The sequence below is a fragment of the Limibacter armeniacum genome (assembly GCF_036880985.1).
Lineage (GTDB): Bacteria > Bacteroidota > Bacteroidia > Cytophagales > Flammeovirgaceae > Limibacter > Limibacter armeniacum.
On the sequence record NZ_JBAJNO010000009.1, the window covers coordinates 2,482,155 to 2,500,063 of the forward strand.

Here is a 17,909-nt window from a genome sequence, read left to right on the forward strand (position 1 = left end):
GGGCTTACTTTCTCTTGTTTCGCCGCTGGATTTGAATCAGCCGAAACCTGAAATCATCATAAAATAAGCTGGCTTGTAGAATAACAGCTCCAGCAATAAGCGTATTGGTTTTCAAGTCAATTCCTAAGAACAAAAAAGCTCCACTTATCCCTCCAAGAAAGAAAAAGGAAATGATATAGATACGCAGTTTGATGGTTGACCTGATTTTTTGTTGCTGAGGATGGGAAGCTGGAAAAAACAATTGTGACAGTTCGATACCTAGATCTGTAAACAGTCCGGTCAGGTGCGTCGTCCGTACCACAGTATTAGAGATTCTTGTAACATATGAGTTTTGTAAACCCATTGTGAAAAGCAGCATACAAGCAGTCAGGTAAGGCTCGGTCATTTGACTTAAAATAGCAACCCCTACCAAAAAAAGACTTTCAATGGCGATAGGGAGTACAAAAACATTCAACTTCTTATTCTCCTTCGACTTCGCCATCAATAAACCTGACACAAACGAGCCGAACAGGAATGACAAAATATATAGAAAGTAAAGTCCAGCCTTCCAAAACTCAAAGCTTGCCACATTGCTGATAAAGAGGGCAAAGTGCCCCGTCACATTGGTCGTTAATGTTTGAATGGACAATAAGCCCGTCACATTTACAATCCCTGCCACAAAAGATAAAACAACGGCAATCTGTAGGTTATGCTTTATCGTCCTACTTTTCCCCTGATGTCTAAACATTCAGCTTGATGCGGTTTCAAAATGGGTTTAACAATAAAATTTAGGTTTGAGTAAAGGTCACAAAGCAGGCTACCACAGTTATTTTTTAACAACGCCATCCCAAACAGGAACTTCAAAGAATCTAGCCTACTTTCCGTTTATTCTGGTTTATAAGCCCAACCGAAATCATTGTGGTACACCATCAGCTTGGTCATGCCGCCATCTACAGTAATATTTTGTCCTGTAATAAAACTGCTCTTGCTATCGCACAGAAACATAACCGTATTAACAATGTCTAATGGGTTGCCCACACGACCAACAGGGTGCTGACTCGCATCGGGTCCTTCAAATTCAGTGTTGGTTGTATCGATCCAACCTGGCGAAATCGCATTGACGCGTGCCTTACCAGCTAAGGTGATAGCCATGGCATGGGTCAGGGCATCAATACCTCCCTTGGCTGCTGTATAGCTTTCAGTGTCTGCCTGACTCATTAGCTGACGTGTAGATGAGATATTGACAATACTTGCCGGTGTATTGAAATGATCCTGAAGCAACTGAGTCAAAAGAAAAGGAGCAGAAACACCTATACGAAGTACATAATTGAAATCTTCGTAGGAGCAAGTATTAAGTCCCCCACGGGATATACACGCGTTGTTGATCAAGTAGTCTACCTTTCCATAATCTGAGATCACTTTGGCAGCAAAACTTCTGAGTACTTGTTCATCCGCAATGTCTCCGACAAAGTAGTCATTATCCAATATATCAATGGTGCAAACAGCTACACCCTGCGCAACAAATGCATCACATATAGCCTTTCCAATACCCTGTGCACCACCAGTAACCACTGTTACCTTTTGTTTCTCCATGATTTCATCATTTTAGTTTTTGAAGAGACTGGTTTATTCTTTCGTTTTTATCTCTACAAGCATTGAGCTTTTTAAGATAATACTAATCCAAAATTTTAGAATACTTATTACCAATAGATTTGCATAATGAATTCTTTAGATGCTATAAAGCCATAGTCATTTCAAAAAGGAAATCAGTTGAAACGAAAAAGGCCGAAGGGTTTTCCTCCGACCTTATTTTTCTGTCTCAAATACCTTCTAACATATCTAGTTAGCTGTATAAGTCACCCCATTATACGCTACACTTCCAGCACCTAGAGTACCATTAGCAAAAGCAGTGAAGGCTGTAAAGAAGTTATAAATTGGTACAAAAAAATAGCAAATGACGCTAAAGAAGGCTATATCGCATTTTTAATTTATGATTTATAATCTCCAACCGTACATTTATGCATAACACTCTCCATTGGTCTAAGAAAAACACAAAGATCAGCTAGGAGTTGACCATATACGAAATAGAACTAGATCTTTAACGTCAACTGTTTTACTACATTTTCATTATTGATTCAATCAGCTTTACCTTTTTTCTTTTTTTGACTACCTATAGATGTTCCTACTCCAGCACCTATAGCTATTCCCAAACTGATCCATAAAGCTAAATTATCACTCAGCACACCTATAATACTTCCAATGGCAGTACCGAATAAAACTCCTAACACTATATGTTTTTCGTTTTCCATATTTTTTTAAATTACCCATACGCTTAACTATATTTTGTTAAAGCTTAGTCATTCTCAACACACTAACCCAATATTCTACAAACTGCCTATAAACACTTTAACACCGACAATTCCATTGTAATTAAACTCCTACTTGCATTTGCTAGTGTATTAGTATTATTACTCAGAACATATAGTAAAGCATACGCTTCACTTAAATAAAAGTTCAAAAACCACTACTGTTCGCATTCTTGGGTTAGTAATCTAGATCACAGCATTTTTTCTTCGTCTTGTGTAGGTTTAGTCTTCATCAGCTACAAGCTTTATGGCCTGCTCTTCTCCTGGTTGAAGTTCTTTAAATCCTGAGGACAATTTAATCCATACAGGCTTGTTGTCAGTCGGATTAGTAATCTTGTCTGCTTCAAATTCTATATTTTTTATTGCCTTCATATAATCCGTAAACTCACCAGTCCCCACATACCAGATATCTTCTTTAGCCCCAATCTTTTCACAAAACTTCACCATGATATCCCACCTGCTTTCATCCTTAAATTCCCAAGAATGCCCCCAAACATAAAACAGGGATAATTCGGGCTTATCTATTGCCAGATAGTCATCCAAATAATCCAGTACTTTACTATCATGACAAGTAGGATTCCATTTCAGATAGTTAGTAGGCAAGTCAAATTGATAAGTATCTGCAACAGTTCTGGCATTGGTAATACCAGTAGTAGACACCAATTCAGCTATATGATCACTTGTGTTTCCAAATGGGTAAGCCATACTAATAATTTCTCTACCTGTCAGCTCTGACAATGTTGAAACATCTGTACTGATTTCTTCCAAAATTTCTTTATCAGATACTTTCAGAAAGTCTTTGTGCAAGGCTCCATGAGCTGCAATTTCATGTTTTTTGTAAAGCGACATCAGCGTCTCTTTCGGAACATATTTTTGAAAAATGGTATCTCCATTTTCTTGAGGCCATCCACGTGTAGCACCAATATAAGCCGAATTCAGATTAAAAGTACCTACGATATGATGCTGGTCAAACAAATTCACTAATTGAATATCTTCAATTGTACCATCATCATAACTCATGATTAGCGATTTGTACTTGCCTTCTGGATAGGAAAAGCCCATAAACTCATCCTTCTCCTTGCAGGATGATATAGTTACAAGCATTCCGAGTAATACAACTAATATTTTTTTCATCTTTCCTAATGATAAACTACCCATATAAAAACACATTCTGAATGGATTACACAATGAGTGGCTAGCTGTTTTTAGTTTAAATAGCGCTTTCGCCTCTCAATATTTTCACAATACGGCTGTATACAATTTCTGATAAATTCCAGTTGTAACCTTCAAAATAAGTTGGATTAGTAAATTGAATAACAACCGCATCGATATCTTTATGGTATTTAGCAATACTCTGATAACCAGGAACCAAACCTGTATGATCATAGACATAAATAGACGAATAGATTTCCTGCTCCCCTTCATCGAACAATGACCCATTGTTTAATGCCCTTATGAATATACCTACATCCTCAGCTGTCGCTAACATTCCCTGCTTGTCATTCTTTAAATCTAAAGGGTATCCAACATGGTAACCACTCATCACATCATCTATATTCACTTCACTAATTGACCCAAATGTATTTGTAAGCTTAAGTCGGTTTAAAATTTCTTCCTGAATAAACTGGAAATGAGCATATCCCAACACCTTATCCATTATTTGAGAAAGCAATAAATAATTCGTATTGCAGTATTCATAGGCTTCTCCTGGTTCAAAATTAGCAGGCAAGTCTAGAACTAATTCAAGGTTTTCTTTATTGCTTTCTTTTGGACTTGCCCAATAATTATAAGTGTCCGTATAGTTAGGAATACCACTCCTATGCTGCACCAGCATACGCAAGGTGATTTTCTCAGCATTTTCAATTCTTCCCACAAGTTCAGGACAATAATCAGCCAGTGTTTTATCCAAAGACAAACGTCCATCATTTACCAATTTGGTGACTACAACAGCCGTATATAACTTGCTAATGCTAGCAATTTTGAATAAAGCTTCGGGATTGGCCGGTATTTTATTTTTTCGGTCATGCCAACCAGCTGCATAAAAGGCTGGTGACTGGCCAGCTTTGTCTACATAGACAATAATTCCATCAAACCCATGCTCAATTGCTTCGTTCAATTGTGCTTGAACTGTATCTGGCATTGGTAATATCCACGCCCATACCAAAACCCATGGAACGAAGAACATGGATGTTATAGTGCCAATAAATAGCATTGCCCTAATTATTGCCTTTTTCTTTTTCATATTATTTCAGGACCACGCACCATTTGTTAAATGGCTCATAATTTACCTGCCTTACTTTGTGTTTATTATTTATTTAATCTGCTTTATCTTTTTTCTTCTTTTGAATTATAGATGCTCCTACCCCAACACCTATAGCTATTTCCTAATAGCTAAATTTATCACTCAACACACCTAATACACCTCCAGTTGCAGTACCGAATAAACTCCTAATACCCTATGTTTTTCATTTTCCATATTCTTTAAATTATTCAGCTTACACCTTTGCTGGTTCAAGCTAAATAATTCTCAATATAGAACTAATCCAAGATTTAATAAACTGATAGTGGGGATTGTAAGTCGTTTATAATTTGAATGAAGCATATTGGCGGAGAAGTCTTGTTCTACTGGTCGTAGCAGATGCTACGTCCTTTCAAACTGTGAACATCTCGCTTCAATGAGCTAGAAGCTTCAGAAATTAGAACAGAAAAGGCCTATCCCAAAGTTGTCGATTTAAGCGAACTTGTATATCACACTTCAATTTCGCGCGACTAGAGATGATTCACGCAACACGTACTATGGTTTGTCTGTGAATGATAGAACAGTGCCTAGCGCTATTCCTACAAGAGATTGTATTGTTAAGTTGGCGACATTGAGTGCACTTCAACAATTCACCGCTTCCATTATTCATCTTCGAAATGCAACAAGACAACGAAAGGTATTCGCACTAGGCAATAGCAGGCTGCACCTGGCCATATTCCAACTGACAGCAAACCCAGATGTAAGAAAAGCCGACAAACTGCCGGCTTTCGCAAAAGAAAAAGAAGAGGGTAGATAGATTATGCTCCCATTTTTTGAGATAAGGACAAACCAATCCCATTCCAGCCGTAGTGGCTATCGGTCATCAAGACCGATAAAATGAGGTTGGACTGATCCGCTTCGGGCTGCTTTTCTGCTGTGGTTACCAGCTGTTCCGGTACAGCCTGCCTTACACCTACAGGTGCTAGCCACTTCCGGTGCCAATAGTTGCGGTGGTTTCGCACATACTGCATTACGTCGGCATGTAACCAGTCAGTGGGTATATAGTGCCGTAGATTAGGGCGGAAACGATAGGCTGGCAGGTAATGGTTATTTCTAGGGGAGAAGTTGAAGGTCATCTCAAAAGGAGGGAAGCGCCGCAGATGTGGGCTAGAGTGGAAGTAAATACCCCTTGCCCCAAAGCGACCAAGGTAGCGCCAGCAAAGGGAACTAGCCACCCAGCTGCGTCTCTTCCGCAATGCATTGGCTTTATGTCTCCTGCTCCTTTTTATCTGCTCAGCATAGTCAGCCTTATATACCTTACTGTCAGGACAGGTATTACGACTAATCTCCCTGCTGACCGTTGAGCGATGTACACCAAGTACATGGGCTATCACAGTCTGGCTTGTGCCTTCCGTTAGCAGGTGCTCGATTTGCTGTCTTTGAGAAAGGGTAAGGTGCATGACATAGGGGCGTTATTTATGGGCTAAACGGACGCTGTAACCTTGAAGTTTGTCCCTATTTCTTTTGACAGTGTAAGCTAATGGGTTATTTTCAATAGGGGTAACATTCATCATGCTTCCCTAAAAAGGGACAATACTACTTTGATACGCAACCTATTAGCCGTTTTTACTGTTAGCTGTAAAGCAAGAATCAACACATTCACAATATTTATAAAGTAAATCATATATTGATTCATTTACTTTTTATATTTGCCCCGCCAATGCGGGAGGGTGCGGGAACAATTTACCATACTCTCTATAACTGCACAGGTGCAGAGAGCAGGGATTTAAGCCTGTTCCATTTACTCAAATAAATACTGCTAACCTCTTTTGGTAATGAAGATCGATCTGAACAACTTTGAAAAATTTGAGGAAAGGCACAACAGCCCCAACCATACTCAAATTGAAGAAATGCTGAAGGTTATTGGCGTAGCCTCAGTAGATGAGCTCATCAACGAAACAGTTCCTGCTCAAATCCGCCTGAACAAGGCGCTGAACCTTCCTGCTCCTCAGACGGAGTACCAGTTCCTGAAAAGCTTCAAGAAACTGGCTCAGAAAAACCGCATTTTCAAGTCTTACATTGGTATGGGTTACTACAACACCATCGTACCGGGCGTGATCTTGCGTAATATCATGGAGAACCCAGGATGGTACACAGCTTATACTCCTTATCAAGCTGAGATTGCCCAAGGACGTTTGGAAATGCTCCTGAACTTCCAGACTATGCTGACCGACCTGACAGGTATGGAGATTGCTAACGCATCCCTGCTTGACGAAGGTACTGCTGCGTCTGAAGCTATGAACCTTTTCTTCTCTACCAAGAAGAAAGACAAGAAAAAAGCGACCAAGTTCTTTGTTTCGCAGACTTGTCACCCACAGACCATCGACGTGATGATCACTAGGGCAGAACCTCTTGGTATTGAGGTAGTCGTTGGTGACTACAACACACTGGACTTAACAGACCCTGAGTTGTTCGGAATCCTGTTACAGTACCCTGACACTAACGGTGAAGTAATCGACTACACTGACTTTATCGCCAATGCGGCTGCTAACAATGTAAAAGTAGCTGTTGCTGCTGACCTGCTTGCTTTGGTTATGCTGAAAGCTCCAGGTGAAATGGGCGCTGATGCTGTAGTAGGTTCTGCTCAACGCTTTGGTGTACCAATGGGTTACGGTGGACCTCACGCTGGTTACTTCGCTACTAAAGACGAGTACAAGCGTCAGCTTCCTGGTCGTATCATCGGTGTATCACAAGATGCTGATGGCAACCCTGCTTACCGTATGGCATTGCAGACTCGTGAGCAACACATCAAACGTGAGAAAGCGACTTCCAATATCTGTACTGCACAAGTACTGTTGGCTGTTATGGCTTCTGCCTATGCAGTCTACCATGGACCACAAGGCCTGAAGCGTATCGCTTACAGAGTACATGGCATGGCAGCGCTGTTGAAACAGTCATTGGAGCAATTAGGCTTTGAAGTAAACAACAAGAACTTCTTCGAGACACTGAAAGTAACAGTGGAAAGCGAAGAAGTGAAAAACAATATCAGAAAGGTAGCTGAAGAGCGTGAGAGCAACTTCCGTTACTTCGCGGACAACACAATTGGTATCGCACTGAACCAAACTACTGATGTTAGCCACATCGCTGAGATCGTACAGATCTTCGCTGATGCTACTGGCAAAACAGTATCATTCGATGTACAGGCTTTGGCTTCAGACATCGAGGTAGCAGTAGAAGGCGGTCTGCAAAGAACTTCAGACTTCCTGACTCACCCAGTATTCAACCAGTACCACTCAGAGCATGAGATGCTTCGTTACCTGAAGCGTTTGGAGAACAAGGATCTTTCTTTGGTTCACTCTATGATCTCTCTGGGCTCATGTACAATGAAACTGAATGCTACTGCGGAAATGATCCCTGTAACGTGGCCTGAGTTCGGTCAGATGCACCCATTCGCTCCGAAAGAGCAGGCTGCTGGTTACCAGGAACTATTTGCCGCATTAGAGCAGTGGCTGTGTGAAATCACAGGTTTCGATGCATTCTCACTGCAACCTAACTCAGGTGCAAACGGTGAGTACGCAGGACTTCTGACAATCAGAAATTACCATATCGCTAATGGCGAAGGACACAGAGACATCGTACTGATTCCTTCATCAGCTCACGGTACTAACCCTGCTTCTGCTGTATTGGCAGGTATGAAAGTGGTGGTTACCAAGTGTGATGAAAACGGTAACATCGATGTAGCTGACCTGAAAGCCAGAGCTGAACAATACAAAGACAACCTGTCTTCACTGATGGTTACTTACCCTTCTACACACGGTGTATTTGAGGAAAGTATCATCGAGATCTGTCAGATCATTCACGACAATGGCGGACGTGTTTACATGGATGGTGCCAACATGAATGCACAGGTAGGCTTGACTAACCCAGCAACAATCGGTGCTGACGTTTGTCACCTAAACCTGCACAAGACATTCTGCATCCCTCACGGTGGTGGTGGACCAGGTATGGGCCCTATCGGTGTGGTTTCAGATTTGGCTCCTTACTTGCCAGGTCACGCAGTGATCGACAACAATGTAGGTGAAAAAGCTGGTCATGCGGTTTCTGCGGCTCCTTGGGGTAGTGCGAGTATTCTGCCAATCTCTTACGCATACATCGCAATGATGGGTGGTGAGGGCCTGACTAATGCTACTAAGACTGCTATCCTGAATGCCAACTACATGCAGAACAGACTAAAGGAACACTTCCCAATTCTGTACGTTGGTGCTAACGGAAGATCTGCCCACGAGATGATCGTAGATTGCCGTCAGTTCAAGCCTGCAGGCATTGAGGTTGAGGATATCGCAAAACGTCTGATGGACTACGGTTTCCACGCTCCAACTGTATCATTCCCAGTACCAGGTACTATGATGATCGAGCCTACTGAGTCTGAAGATAAAGCTGAGCTTGACAGATTCTGTGACGCAATGATCTCTATCAGAGAGGAAATTCGCGAAGTAGAAGAAGGCAAAGCAGATGCGGTTAACAACGTGTTGAAAAACGCGCCTCACACAGAAGCGATTGTTGTAGCTACAGAGTGGACACTTCCATACTCAAGAGAGAAAGCTGTTTATCCACTTCCTTACGTCAGTGCCAACAAGTTCTGGCCTACTGTAAGAAGAATCGACAGCGTTTTCGGTGACAGGAACCTGATGTGTAGCTGTATCCCTGTTTCTGATTATGTAGAAGAAGAAGTAATCTAAACTGTATCCTACAGTATAGATCTTACATAAGTTGAAAGGCTGGGCAAACAAGTATAGATACTTGAATGCTCAGCCTTTTCTTTTTACCTATCAAGTCCTGCCTCGCTCTATCTCCCCTTTTATTTTGTTTAATAGTTAGAAGCAAACTTTTGGCTAACCATTAAACATTACTACTATGAAAAAGCTATTCTTTATTATCCTGACCATTCCGCTGCTGTTCGTCTCTACTATTACTTTAGCACAGATAAAAACGGATATGGATGAATCTTTCTCCGATGATGAACATATGTCCATGCGTATGTTCGAACTAAAACAGCAGGAGCTTGACCAACAGATTGACAAAGCACTTCAACCTATTGGAATAAACCTTCAACCGATCAGTAACGATAAGATTTGGAGTGAGGACCAAGAGGAGGATGAACTCATGATGGATCGCACTAGGGAACAGACACGTGGTGCAGCCGTGCACCTTCCTACTCGGGCCATGGAAGCCGGCATGAATGAGATGAACCAAAAACTTGATCAGGCTTTTGAGCTGTCTAACAAAGCCTCAGACATAGATGCTCAACTAGAAAAAAACAAGGAAGAATAATACGATCATAAGCGTGTGTAAGAGGGCATATCAGTTTTATACAGCATAAGACTCTAAAAATTCTAAACAGTTGATTGTTCTTCCTAATGAATTGCTAACTTTGCGCCGAAGTAATGTGATAGAATCCTTACGGAATGATGAATATTTTAATAAGTATTTCCTATTATTCTGTATGTCAATCGCTTCTACCATAACACAGTCTTAAAAATTCTAGTAAGAACTTCAAGAAAATCTAATGTCCTCTGTTAAAATTTTCTCCGCAACAGGAACGGAATATTTGGCAAAAAAGATCGCTCACTCCTACGGGAAATCGCTGGGCAATGTTGAAACACAACGCTTCAGTGACGGCGAGCTGTCAGTTCACTTCAATGAATCAGTTAGGGGCTGTGACGTCTTCCTGATTCAGTCTACTTGTCCTCCGACAGACAATATCATGGAACTACTGTTGATGGTTGATGCAGCTAAAAGAGCTTCTGCAGCAACAATCTCTGTAATCATTCCATATTTCGGATATGCCCGTCAGGACCGTAAAGACAAACCAAGAGTTGGAATTGGTGCAAAACTGATCGCCAACGTACTGACTGCTGCTGGTGCTTCAAGAGTAATCACTTGTGAGCTTCATGCCGATCAGATCCAAGGTTTCTTTGACATTCCAGTAGTACACTTGCAAAGCTCTCCGATCTTTGTACCGTACATCCAAAGTCTGAATCTTGAGAACCTTGTGTTTGCATCTCCTGATGTAGGAGGATCGAAGAGAGCACGTACATATGCGAAGTATTTCAAAGCTGACATCGTTATCTGTGACAAGTACAGAGAGCGTGCAAATGAAATCGCTTCTATGCAAGTAATCGGTGATGTAGAAGGCAAAGACGTGATCTTGATTGACGACCTTGTTGATACTGCAGGTACATTGACTAATGCTGCTGCTATCATCATGGAAAAAGGTGCTAAGAGCGTTAGAGCTATTTGTACACACCCTGTTCTTTCAGGTCCTGCGTATGACCGTGTAAACAACTCGGTACTGACAGAGCTAATCGTAACAGATACACTGCCACTTGCTGAAGAAAGTGACAAGATCCGTGTACTGAGCGTTGCTGACCTGTTCGCTAAAGGTATCAGAAAGATTCAAGACCACGAGTCTATCAGCTCGTTGTTTATCTAAGAATATCCTATGACGCTAGACGTCAGATAATAAAATATAGGGCACTTCAACGCTTTGTCGTTGGAGTGCTTTTTTAGTTATATAGCTGTACTACTTCCTTTCCTTTCAATTTATTCACACCGAAAGCCTCTCAACTGTTTGATTTTGTTGTAAAAAAAGCGAAATTTGCCACCCGAAATCATATCCTAATGATTTCCAACATGTTTCGGGATGGGGTTCGTCAGAATCAAGTACCGAAGCTTTAATACATGTTATATTTATCATAAGAATTACAAGATGAAAACTGTAGAAGTTGTTGGCTTCAAAAGAGCTGATCTTGGCAAAACTGTTGCTAAGAGACTGAGAGCTGAAGGTAATGTTCCATGTGTAGTGTACGGTAAAGGTGAGCCTGTACATTTCTACGCTCCTATGTACCTGTTCAGAGAGGTTGTTTACACGCCAGAGGCTTGTTTCGTAAAACTGAACATCGAAGGTGAGGAGAAAATTGCTATCATTCAGGACACTCAGTTCCACCCAGTGTCTGAGACACTGATGCACGCTGACTTCTTGGAGCTGCAAGACGACAAGCCAGTTAAAATGGAAATCCCTGTTTCTTTCGTAGGTACTTCTCCTGGTCTGCAAATGGGTGGTAAACTGGTTGCTAAACTGAGAAAACTGAAAGTAAGAGCGCTTCCTGCTAACATGCCTCAAACTGTTGAGGTTTCTGTAGAAGGTTTGGATCTTGGTAAATCAGTGAAAGTAGCAGCTGTTGAGGCGAAGGATTTCGAAATCCTTTACAACCCATCAGTTACAATTGCTTCTATCGCGATCCCAAGAGCACTTCGTTCTGCTCAATCAAAAGCACAATAATCATTGTGTCGATAAAGCATTTAAAAGCCGCTTGGACTCACGTTCAAGTGGCTTTTTCATTTTACCAGTTTTTTCTAGTTCAAGACAGCCCCCAGTACTAGAAGGATAAAGGTAAAACCCAGAAAGAGTACAGAACACTTCATGGCAAACACTTCTTTTTCATGGGACTTAGTCTTCCTCTCTGAGTTCTCCCATACCAATGAATCCTCAATTGTTGAAAAGCTTTTTAACTCACTTTGCACTGGGTTGACCGATGTGGACGAATCATGAATAATAATGGGCATAGGTTTAAGGTTGGGTTTGGTGTAATCGTGGAGGTACTTCTTGCTGATTAAGATAAAAATAATCTTCTATAAATGATAGTGACAACATCAAGATTATTACTAATGCAACTTTCCATTGCATGATTTCAACACTTCTCCATAACCTTATTTATTTCTCTATACCTTGTTATTAACTAAAATGGAATGACGAAGATTTCCTTCCAATCTGATTCAGGTCATTATAATAGCTAAATATTATAACTATATAGCAAGAATCAATTTTAGTTATATCTAATAATTGGTAAATTTGTGTTGTTCACAAATAGAAACTATCACTTCAAAAAACACGATAACATGCCTAAAAAATCATCAAAAGAGCCAGAAATCAACTTTATTGGACTTGATGCAAAAAAATCTAAAGACTTGGCTAAACAACTCAATGTATTGCTTGCCAACTTTCAGGTTTACTACCAAAACTTAAGAGGACTTCACTGGAATATTAAAGGCAGTAGTTTCTTTGAGCTTCATGCAAAGTTTGAAGAGCTTTATACAGATGCCAATATGAAAGTCGATGAGATCGCAGAACGTATTCTGACATTGGGTGAGGTTCCATTACACACTTTCCAAGACTACCTTGATACTTCGGATATCAAACCAGGTAAGAAGATTTCAGGTGAAAAAGAGTCTGTTTCGCTGGTAGTTAAAAACCTTTCTACGCTGCTGAAAATCGAAAGAAAGGCAATCAGTCACGCAGGGGACTTGGGTGATGAAGGTACTGTCGATTTGCTTAGCTCTATGATCAGCGAACAAGAAAAAACTGTTTGGATGCTAACTTCATACTTAAAATAGCTTCAAAAAACTTCAGGTTTAGTTTATATAGTAACACAGAGGCTTGCTGATCTACAGCAAGCCTTTTTTATATCCGGTAGGGCAGCTCAGGCAAGGATAAAGAGATATGCAGGTGGTCTGCAGTACCAACATGTCTAAGTACATTAAACCCTAGTAACCTGAAATAAATAGCCACTAACCAGTTCCGAAAGAATGACCTTCCATTTACCCTAATATCCATGGCATGTGCATAGCCTGTCTGCTGAATATAGTGCAATGAGTTCTTTTTGGTTGGCAATCCCATTTTTTTGTAATCCTCAGGAAACCTCTTTGCATCTGTAATCAATAAATCCTTATCTAAGAATAGTAACGTCCGTGCTCCTAACCTAAGAAAAGGGTGAAGAGAAGTGTACTCCTCCTGTATTTCCGTATGTTTAGTATGCTTTGAGGAAAAGGAGAAAAAAGCAAACACACAATAACCTAATAGTACTACCGAAGTCACCCCGACCTTCCACTTAAACTCTTTAAGCGTAATAAACTTCCTGCCCAATACTTTTCTATAGATAAATGAAACATAAAACACCAATACAAAAAGGGTCGCTGCAAATGCCAGTACAAAAGACAGGTATGTATGTAGTTCTGTATACTGATAAAAAAAGATACTTCCTCTAATCAGCAGAAAGAAGGGAAGAGCTACCAACATCAGTGGTTTTGACAGCCACAAAACTGTTTTGGCTACTTGATAATACCGCTTACGTTTTCTCTTCTTTTCAAGGTGTTGGATTTGATATGGATCGTACATGTTTGTAAAGTAGTTTCGGGTAATTGACACTTTTGAATAATACTATTTTAGCAAATTCAGTGCTCAGATAAAACTTCTATGGTTTCCTGCAAAAAAAGAGCCCTATCATTATAAATTAACGATAGGGCTATATTCAATAATTAGTTTATGCCTATTGCTTGGCTGGCAACAGCTTGGAGCGAACCTCACCAAAGCCAACCCTGACACCATCCTTTTCACACCAACCTCTCATAATCACAGTATCATTGTCTTCCAAAAATGTACGACTTGAGCCATCATTCAGCTGTATTTCTTGTTTACCTGACCAAGACAACTCCAACATAGAACCATATGAGTCAGGAGATTTACCACTGATTGTACCTGAGGCATACATATCTCCAATTTCAATATTACAGCCATTGATTGTATGGTGAGCTAATTGCTGTGCCATATTCCAGTACAGGTACTTGAAATTCGAAGTCGAGATCACAGTTTCTTCTTTGCCTTCAGGCTCCAAAGCCACCTGCAAGTTGATATCAAATGCCTTATCTCCTTCAGACTGCAAATAAGACAACACCTTTGGTTCTTGTTCAGGACCTGCCACTCGGAACGGTTCCAAAGCTTCCATTGTTACAATCCATGGAGACACAGATGAGCCAAAGTTTTTGCCCAAAAATGGTCCTAACGGAACATATTCCCATTTCTGGATATCTCTTGCAGACCAGTCATTAAAGACGACCATACCAAAAATATAATCCTCTGCTTCAGCCACCGAGACCGTATCACCCAAGGCTGTATTATCTCCAACGATAAAAGCCATTTCCAACTCAAAGTCCATTCGTTTTGATGGACCAAATACCGGTGTTTCTGCGTTTGGTGGCATCGTTTGGCCTTTAGGACGGTGTATATCTGTACCTGACACGACAATAGAAGATGCTCTACCATGATAACCAACTGGTAAATGCTTCCAGTTAGGCATCAGTGCATTGTCTTTTCCTCTGAACATAACCCCTACATTGGTAGCGTGTTCTTCTGAAGAGTAGAAGTCTGTGTAGTTTTTTACTTCTACCGGTAGCAGCATAGTTGCTTTTTCCATTGGAACCAGCACTTTCTCTGATTCATAAGCCAGAGCACTGCCTTCTCTTAGCAACTCTGAAACTCTCTCGCGCACTTTTGACCATACAGGCTTGCCCAATGCGATAAAATCATTGAGAGTAGCTTTATCAAATACTTTAATATCTATATCAAGGTCATCAAAACTTCTCAAAGTAGCTACCTGAGAAAGGTCCAGAATTTGGTCTCCAATCGCTACGCCTACCCTCGGACCTACATAGTCTGTCTTGAAGATTCCGTATGGAAGGTTTTGAATGGTGAAGTCGGACCCCGCCGGAACTTCCACCCAAGATTTAAGGTCTGGATGATGTGTATTGTTCATATCTAAAAAGAATGTGTTAGTGTTGTTGTTAATGGTTGATGTTATGTTGTTTCAGGTATTTTTCGATACCTAAGGTGCTTTTGCTTGTTTATTGCTCCGCAAAGTAACCCAATCGTATAAAAGAGAAAAACATTCAATTTGTTTTTTGAAAGTGAAGAAAACTTACTCGAAATTCCATATAAATGCAGAATTATTCTCTTTATATCAGAACACTTTTACAACCTGTAAAAAATTGTTTCCCACCTTTTACCTTTTTTGGTTACTTTGTTTTTAAATCCTAATAATCCTATCGTACATCAATATCTTAATATAACTTGCGGACTTTTCTGAAAAGGGTAAGACAAGCGTGCAATATGGAGATGAAGCAAGCCCAAGCGGCACTCAAGAAATTCTTTGGTTATGATTCTTTCAGGCCAATGCAGGCAGATATTATACAATCTGTCCTGTATGGAAAAGACACTGTAGTACTAATGCCTACAGGTGGAGGAAAATCGATCTGTTACCAGATTCCAGCTATCGTTATGCCGGGTTTGGCTATCGTTGTATCCCCACTGATTGCCCTTATGAAAGATCAGGTAGAAGGATTAAATGCCAATGGTATTCCCGCTGCTTACCTCAATAGTACACAATCATTGCAGGAGCAAATGCGAGTGGAACAGATGGCCAGAAATGGCACACTGAAGCTACTTTATGTTTCTCCTGAAAAATTGCTCTCATCTCAATTTATGGGTTTTGTCAGAATGCTTCAGGTCAACCTGTTTGCCGTGGACGAAGCCCACTGTATTTCTGCCTGGGGACATGATTTCAGACCTGAGTATACACAGCTTGCCACACTGAAAGATAATTTCCCTCAGACACCAATTATAGCACTTACTGCCACAGCTGATAAAATTACCCGAAGAGACATTGTCCATCAGCTTAGTCTAAGAGAACCTGCTCAATTTGTTTCATCCTTTGACAGACCAAACCTTAGCCTGACTGTAGCACCTGGTCAGAAGAAATTCCAGCAAATTCTTCGGTTTATTGGACAAAGACCTAGACAGTCAGGAATCATCTACTGCCTAAGCAGAAAGAATACTGAGAACCTTGCAAAGAAGTTACAAGAAGCTGGATACAGAGCTGCATATTACCATGCAGGTATGTCTCCTGATGAAAGGGAAATAGTTCAAGAAAACTTCATCAAGGATACGGCTCCAATCATCTGTGCTACCATTGCTTTCGGGATGGGGATTGACAAATCAAATGTGAGGTGGGTAATACATTATAACCTTCCTAAAAACATTGAAAGTTATTATCAGGAAATCGGTAGGGGAGGCCGTGACGGATTACCTTCAGATACACTGTTATTTTACAGTTATGCAGATGTAATGACATTGCGTGACATTGTAGATGAAAGTGCTCAAAAAGACCTTCAGTTAGCTAAGTTGAACCGTATGCAACAGTACGCGGAGGCTAAAACCTGTCGTCGTAAAATCCTGCTTAGCTACTTTGGTGAGAGTTTGGGTAAAAACTGTGGCAATTGCGATGTCTGCCATAACCCTCCTGAATATTTTGATGGTACACAAATTGCACAAATGGCACTCTCTGCTGTAGCTAGGTTAGCCAATCCACAACACAGCGGCCTTTCCAAGCCTGTACAGATTGCCACGGGTATGCTGATTGATATTTTGCGGGGTTCCTCAAGGGTTGATCTCATTCAGAAAGGGTATAACAATATACGTACTTATGGAGCAGGAAGAGATATTAGTTACCTCGATTGGCAACTTTACCTTCAGCAGATGCTTAACCTTGGTTTGATAGAGATTGCGTATGATCAAGGCAATATAGTGCGTCTGACTGATGAAAGTATGCGAGTCCTTTTTGAGGGACAGCCAGTTGAATTCACAAAACTTACAGACCTAAAAGAGCAGTTCCAGAAAAAGACAGAAAAACCGAAAAGCTCCGAAGAAGTACTCAGAGAAGAACTGTTCGAACAACTCCGTCAGGTTCGGAAAGAGGTTGCCGAAAAAGAAGGCGTACCTCCATATGTTGTATTCAACGATGCTACATTGGTTGAAATGGCTAAAAACCGTCCTGTTTCTGTCAAGGACATGGTCAATATCTCTGGTGTTGGTGAGAAGAAGTTACGTAGCTATGGCAATACCTTTATTGGAACCATTGTCAAGTTCATTATCCAAAAGACCAAAGAGGGACACCGTATTAAAGGAAGTACACAACTTGTAACTTATGCCCTTTATAAAAGTGGTCTTAGCATTGATGAGATTGCCAAAGAAAGAAAGCTACAGGAGAGAAGTGTTTATACCCACTTGGCTATGCTCTATGAAATGGGTTACAACATTGATATTTTCAAATACATCAACACTGAAGATTTGGATAAAGTCAAGCTAGCTATCAGGGCTACGAGAGAAACAGAATTACTCAAGCCATTATATGATTATTTGGGGGGAGAAATAGCTTATCACAAGATTGGATTTGCCTTAGCATACCATAATAGACATGCCTAATATTATTCTATAAGTGTTTATTATGCCCTTAACATAATGACATTTTTTATATAGATATTTAACTTAATTTTTGCATTAAGTTAAATTAACATTATATTAGTGCTACCAAACCAACCAATTCAATTATAAATTCCATTACTGGAAACGACATTACCCTTTAGATTAAATAGAC

General features: G+C 40.5%; 16 protein-coding genes. 7 read left to right on the plus strand and 9 right to left on the minus strand.

Going from position 1 to position 17,909, the window contains the following annotated elements:
• Positions 1-4 precede the first annotated feature (4 nt).
• The 5 genes from V6R21_RS28150 to V6R21_RS28170 form a co-directional block, all read right to left on the minus strand.
• Entirely contained in the window at positions 5-727 is a 723-nt protein-coding gene (locus V6R21_RS28150) for a YoaK family protein (protein ID WP_334246832.1), read from the minus strand.
• 137 nt (positions 728-864) lie between these two features.
• Positions 865-1,572, minus strand: a complete 708-nt coding sequence (locus tag V6R21_RS28155) for an SDR family oxidoreductase (RefSeq protein WP_334246833.1) — start codon at positions 1,570-1,572, stop codon at positions 865-867.
• Between the two features lie 542 nt (positions 1,573-2,114).
• Positions 2,115-2,288 (minus strand): hypothetical protein, encoded by a 174-nt coding sequence (locus V6R21_RS28160; RefSeq protein ID WP_334246834.1) that lies wholly within the window; start codon positions 2,286-2,288, stop codon positions 2,115-2,117.
• Positions 2,289-2,567: 279 nt separating this feature from the next.
• The gene (locus V6R21_RS28165) at positions 2,568-3,479 is read right to left on the minus strand and encodes a polysaccharide deacetylase family protein (RefSeq protein WP_334246835.1); all 912 of its coding nucleotides are present in this window, start codon (positions 3,477-3,479) and stop codon (positions 2,568-2,570) included.
• 76 nt (positions 3,480-3,555) lie between these two features.
• Positions 3,556-4,587, minus strand: a complete 1,032-nt coding sequence (locus V6R21_RS28170; protein ID WP_334246836.1) for a serine hydrolase domain-containing protein — start codon at positions 4,585-4,587, stop codon at positions 3,556-3,558.
• Positions 4,588-5,152: 565 nt separating this feature from the next.
• On the opposite strand from V6R21_RS28170, the gene V6R21_RS28175 reads away from it, so the two are divergent.
• Positions 5,153-5,401: a hypothetical protein gene (locus tag V6R21_RS28175; protein WP_334246837.1), complete on the plus strand. Its 249-nt coding sequence runs from the start codon at positions 5,153-5,155 to the stop codon at positions 5,399-5,401.
• A gap of 1 nt (position 5,402) precedes the next feature.
• On the opposite strand, the gene V6R21_RS28180 is transcribed toward V6R21_RS28175, so the two are convergent.
• Positions 5,403-6,044, minus strand: a complete 642-nt coding sequence (locus V6R21_RS28180; protein WP_334246838.1) for a helix-turn-helix domain-containing protein — start codon at positions 6,042-6,044, stop codon at positions 5,403-5,405.
• 375 nt (positions 6,045-6,419) lie between these two features.
• On the opposite strand from V6R21_RS28180, the gene gcvP reads away from it, so the two are divergent.
• The 4 genes from gcvP (at position 6,420) to V6R21_RS28200 (ending at position 11,926) form a co-directional block, all read left to right on the plus strand.
• Entirely contained in the window at positions 6,420-9,323 is a 2,904-nt protein-coding gene (gene gcvP, locus V6R21_RS28185) for an aminomethyl-transferring glycine dehydrogenase (protein WP_334246839.1), read from the plus strand.
• A 175-nt stretch (positions 9,324-9,498) separates the two neighbouring features.
• The gene (locus V6R21_RS28190; protein WP_334246840.1) at positions 9,499-9,915 is read left to right on the plus strand and encodes a hypothetical protein; all 417 of its coding nucleotides are present in this window, start codon (positions 9,499-9,501) and stop codon (positions 9,913-9,915) included.
• A gap of 235 nt (positions 9,916-10,150) precedes the next feature.
• Positions 10,151-11,077, plus strand: coding sequence for a ribose-phosphate pyrophosphokinase (locus V6R21_RS28195; protein WP_334246841.1), 927 nt, complete (start codon positions 10,151-10,153; stop codon positions 11,075-11,077).
• 276 nt (positions 11,078-11,353) lie between these two features.
• Positions 11,354-11,926 carry a 50S ribosomal protein L25/general stress protein Ctc gene (locus V6R21_RS28200; RefSeq protein WP_334246842.1) on the plus strand — a complete coding sequence of 191 codons (573 nt, stop codon included), beginning with the start codon at positions 11,354-11,356 and terminating at the stop codon, positions 11,924-11,926.
• 74 nt (positions 11,927-12,000) lie between these two features.
• On the opposite strand, the gene V6R21_RS28205 is transcribed toward V6R21_RS28200, so the two are convergent.
• Positions 12,001-12,210: a hypothetical protein gene (locus V6R21_RS28205; RefSeq protein WP_334246843.1), complete on the minus strand. Its 210-nt coding sequence runs from the start codon at positions 12,208-12,210 to the stop codon at positions 12,001-12,003.
• A 333-nt stretch (positions 12,211-12,543) separates the two neighbouring features.
• On the opposite strand from V6R21_RS28205, the gene V6R21_RS28210 reads away from it, so the two are divergent.
• Positions 12,544-13,038, plus strand: a complete 495-nt coding sequence (locus V6R21_RS28210; protein WP_334246844.1) for a Dps family protein — start codon at positions 12,544-12,546, stop codon at positions 13,036-13,038.
• A gap of 67 nt (positions 13,039-13,105) precedes the next feature.
• Here V6R21_RS28210 and V6R21_RS28215 read toward each other — a convergent pair whose 3' ends face one another.
• Positions 13,106-13,819, minus strand: coding sequence for a hypothetical protein (locus V6R21_RS28215; RefSeq protein ID WP_334246845.1), 714 nt, complete (start codon positions 13,817-13,819; stop codon positions 13,106-13,108).
• A gap of 151 nt (positions 13,820-13,970) precedes the next feature.
• The gene (gene fahA / locus V6R21_RS28220; protein ID WP_334246846.1) at positions 13,971-15,233 is read right to left on the minus strand and encodes a fumarylacetoacetase; all 1,263 of its coding nucleotides are present in this window, start codon (positions 15,231-15,233) and stop codon (positions 13,971-13,973) included.
• Positions 15,234-15,586: 353 nt separating this feature from the next.
• On the opposite strand from fahA, the gene recQ reads away from it, so the two are divergent.
• A complete protein-coding gene (gene recQ, locus V6R21_RS28225) occupies positions 15,587-17,737 on the plus strand; it encodes a DNA helicase RecQ (protein WP_334246847.1) in 2,151 nt (716 codons plus the stop codon).
• Positions 17,738-17,909 lie beyond the last annotated feature (172 nt).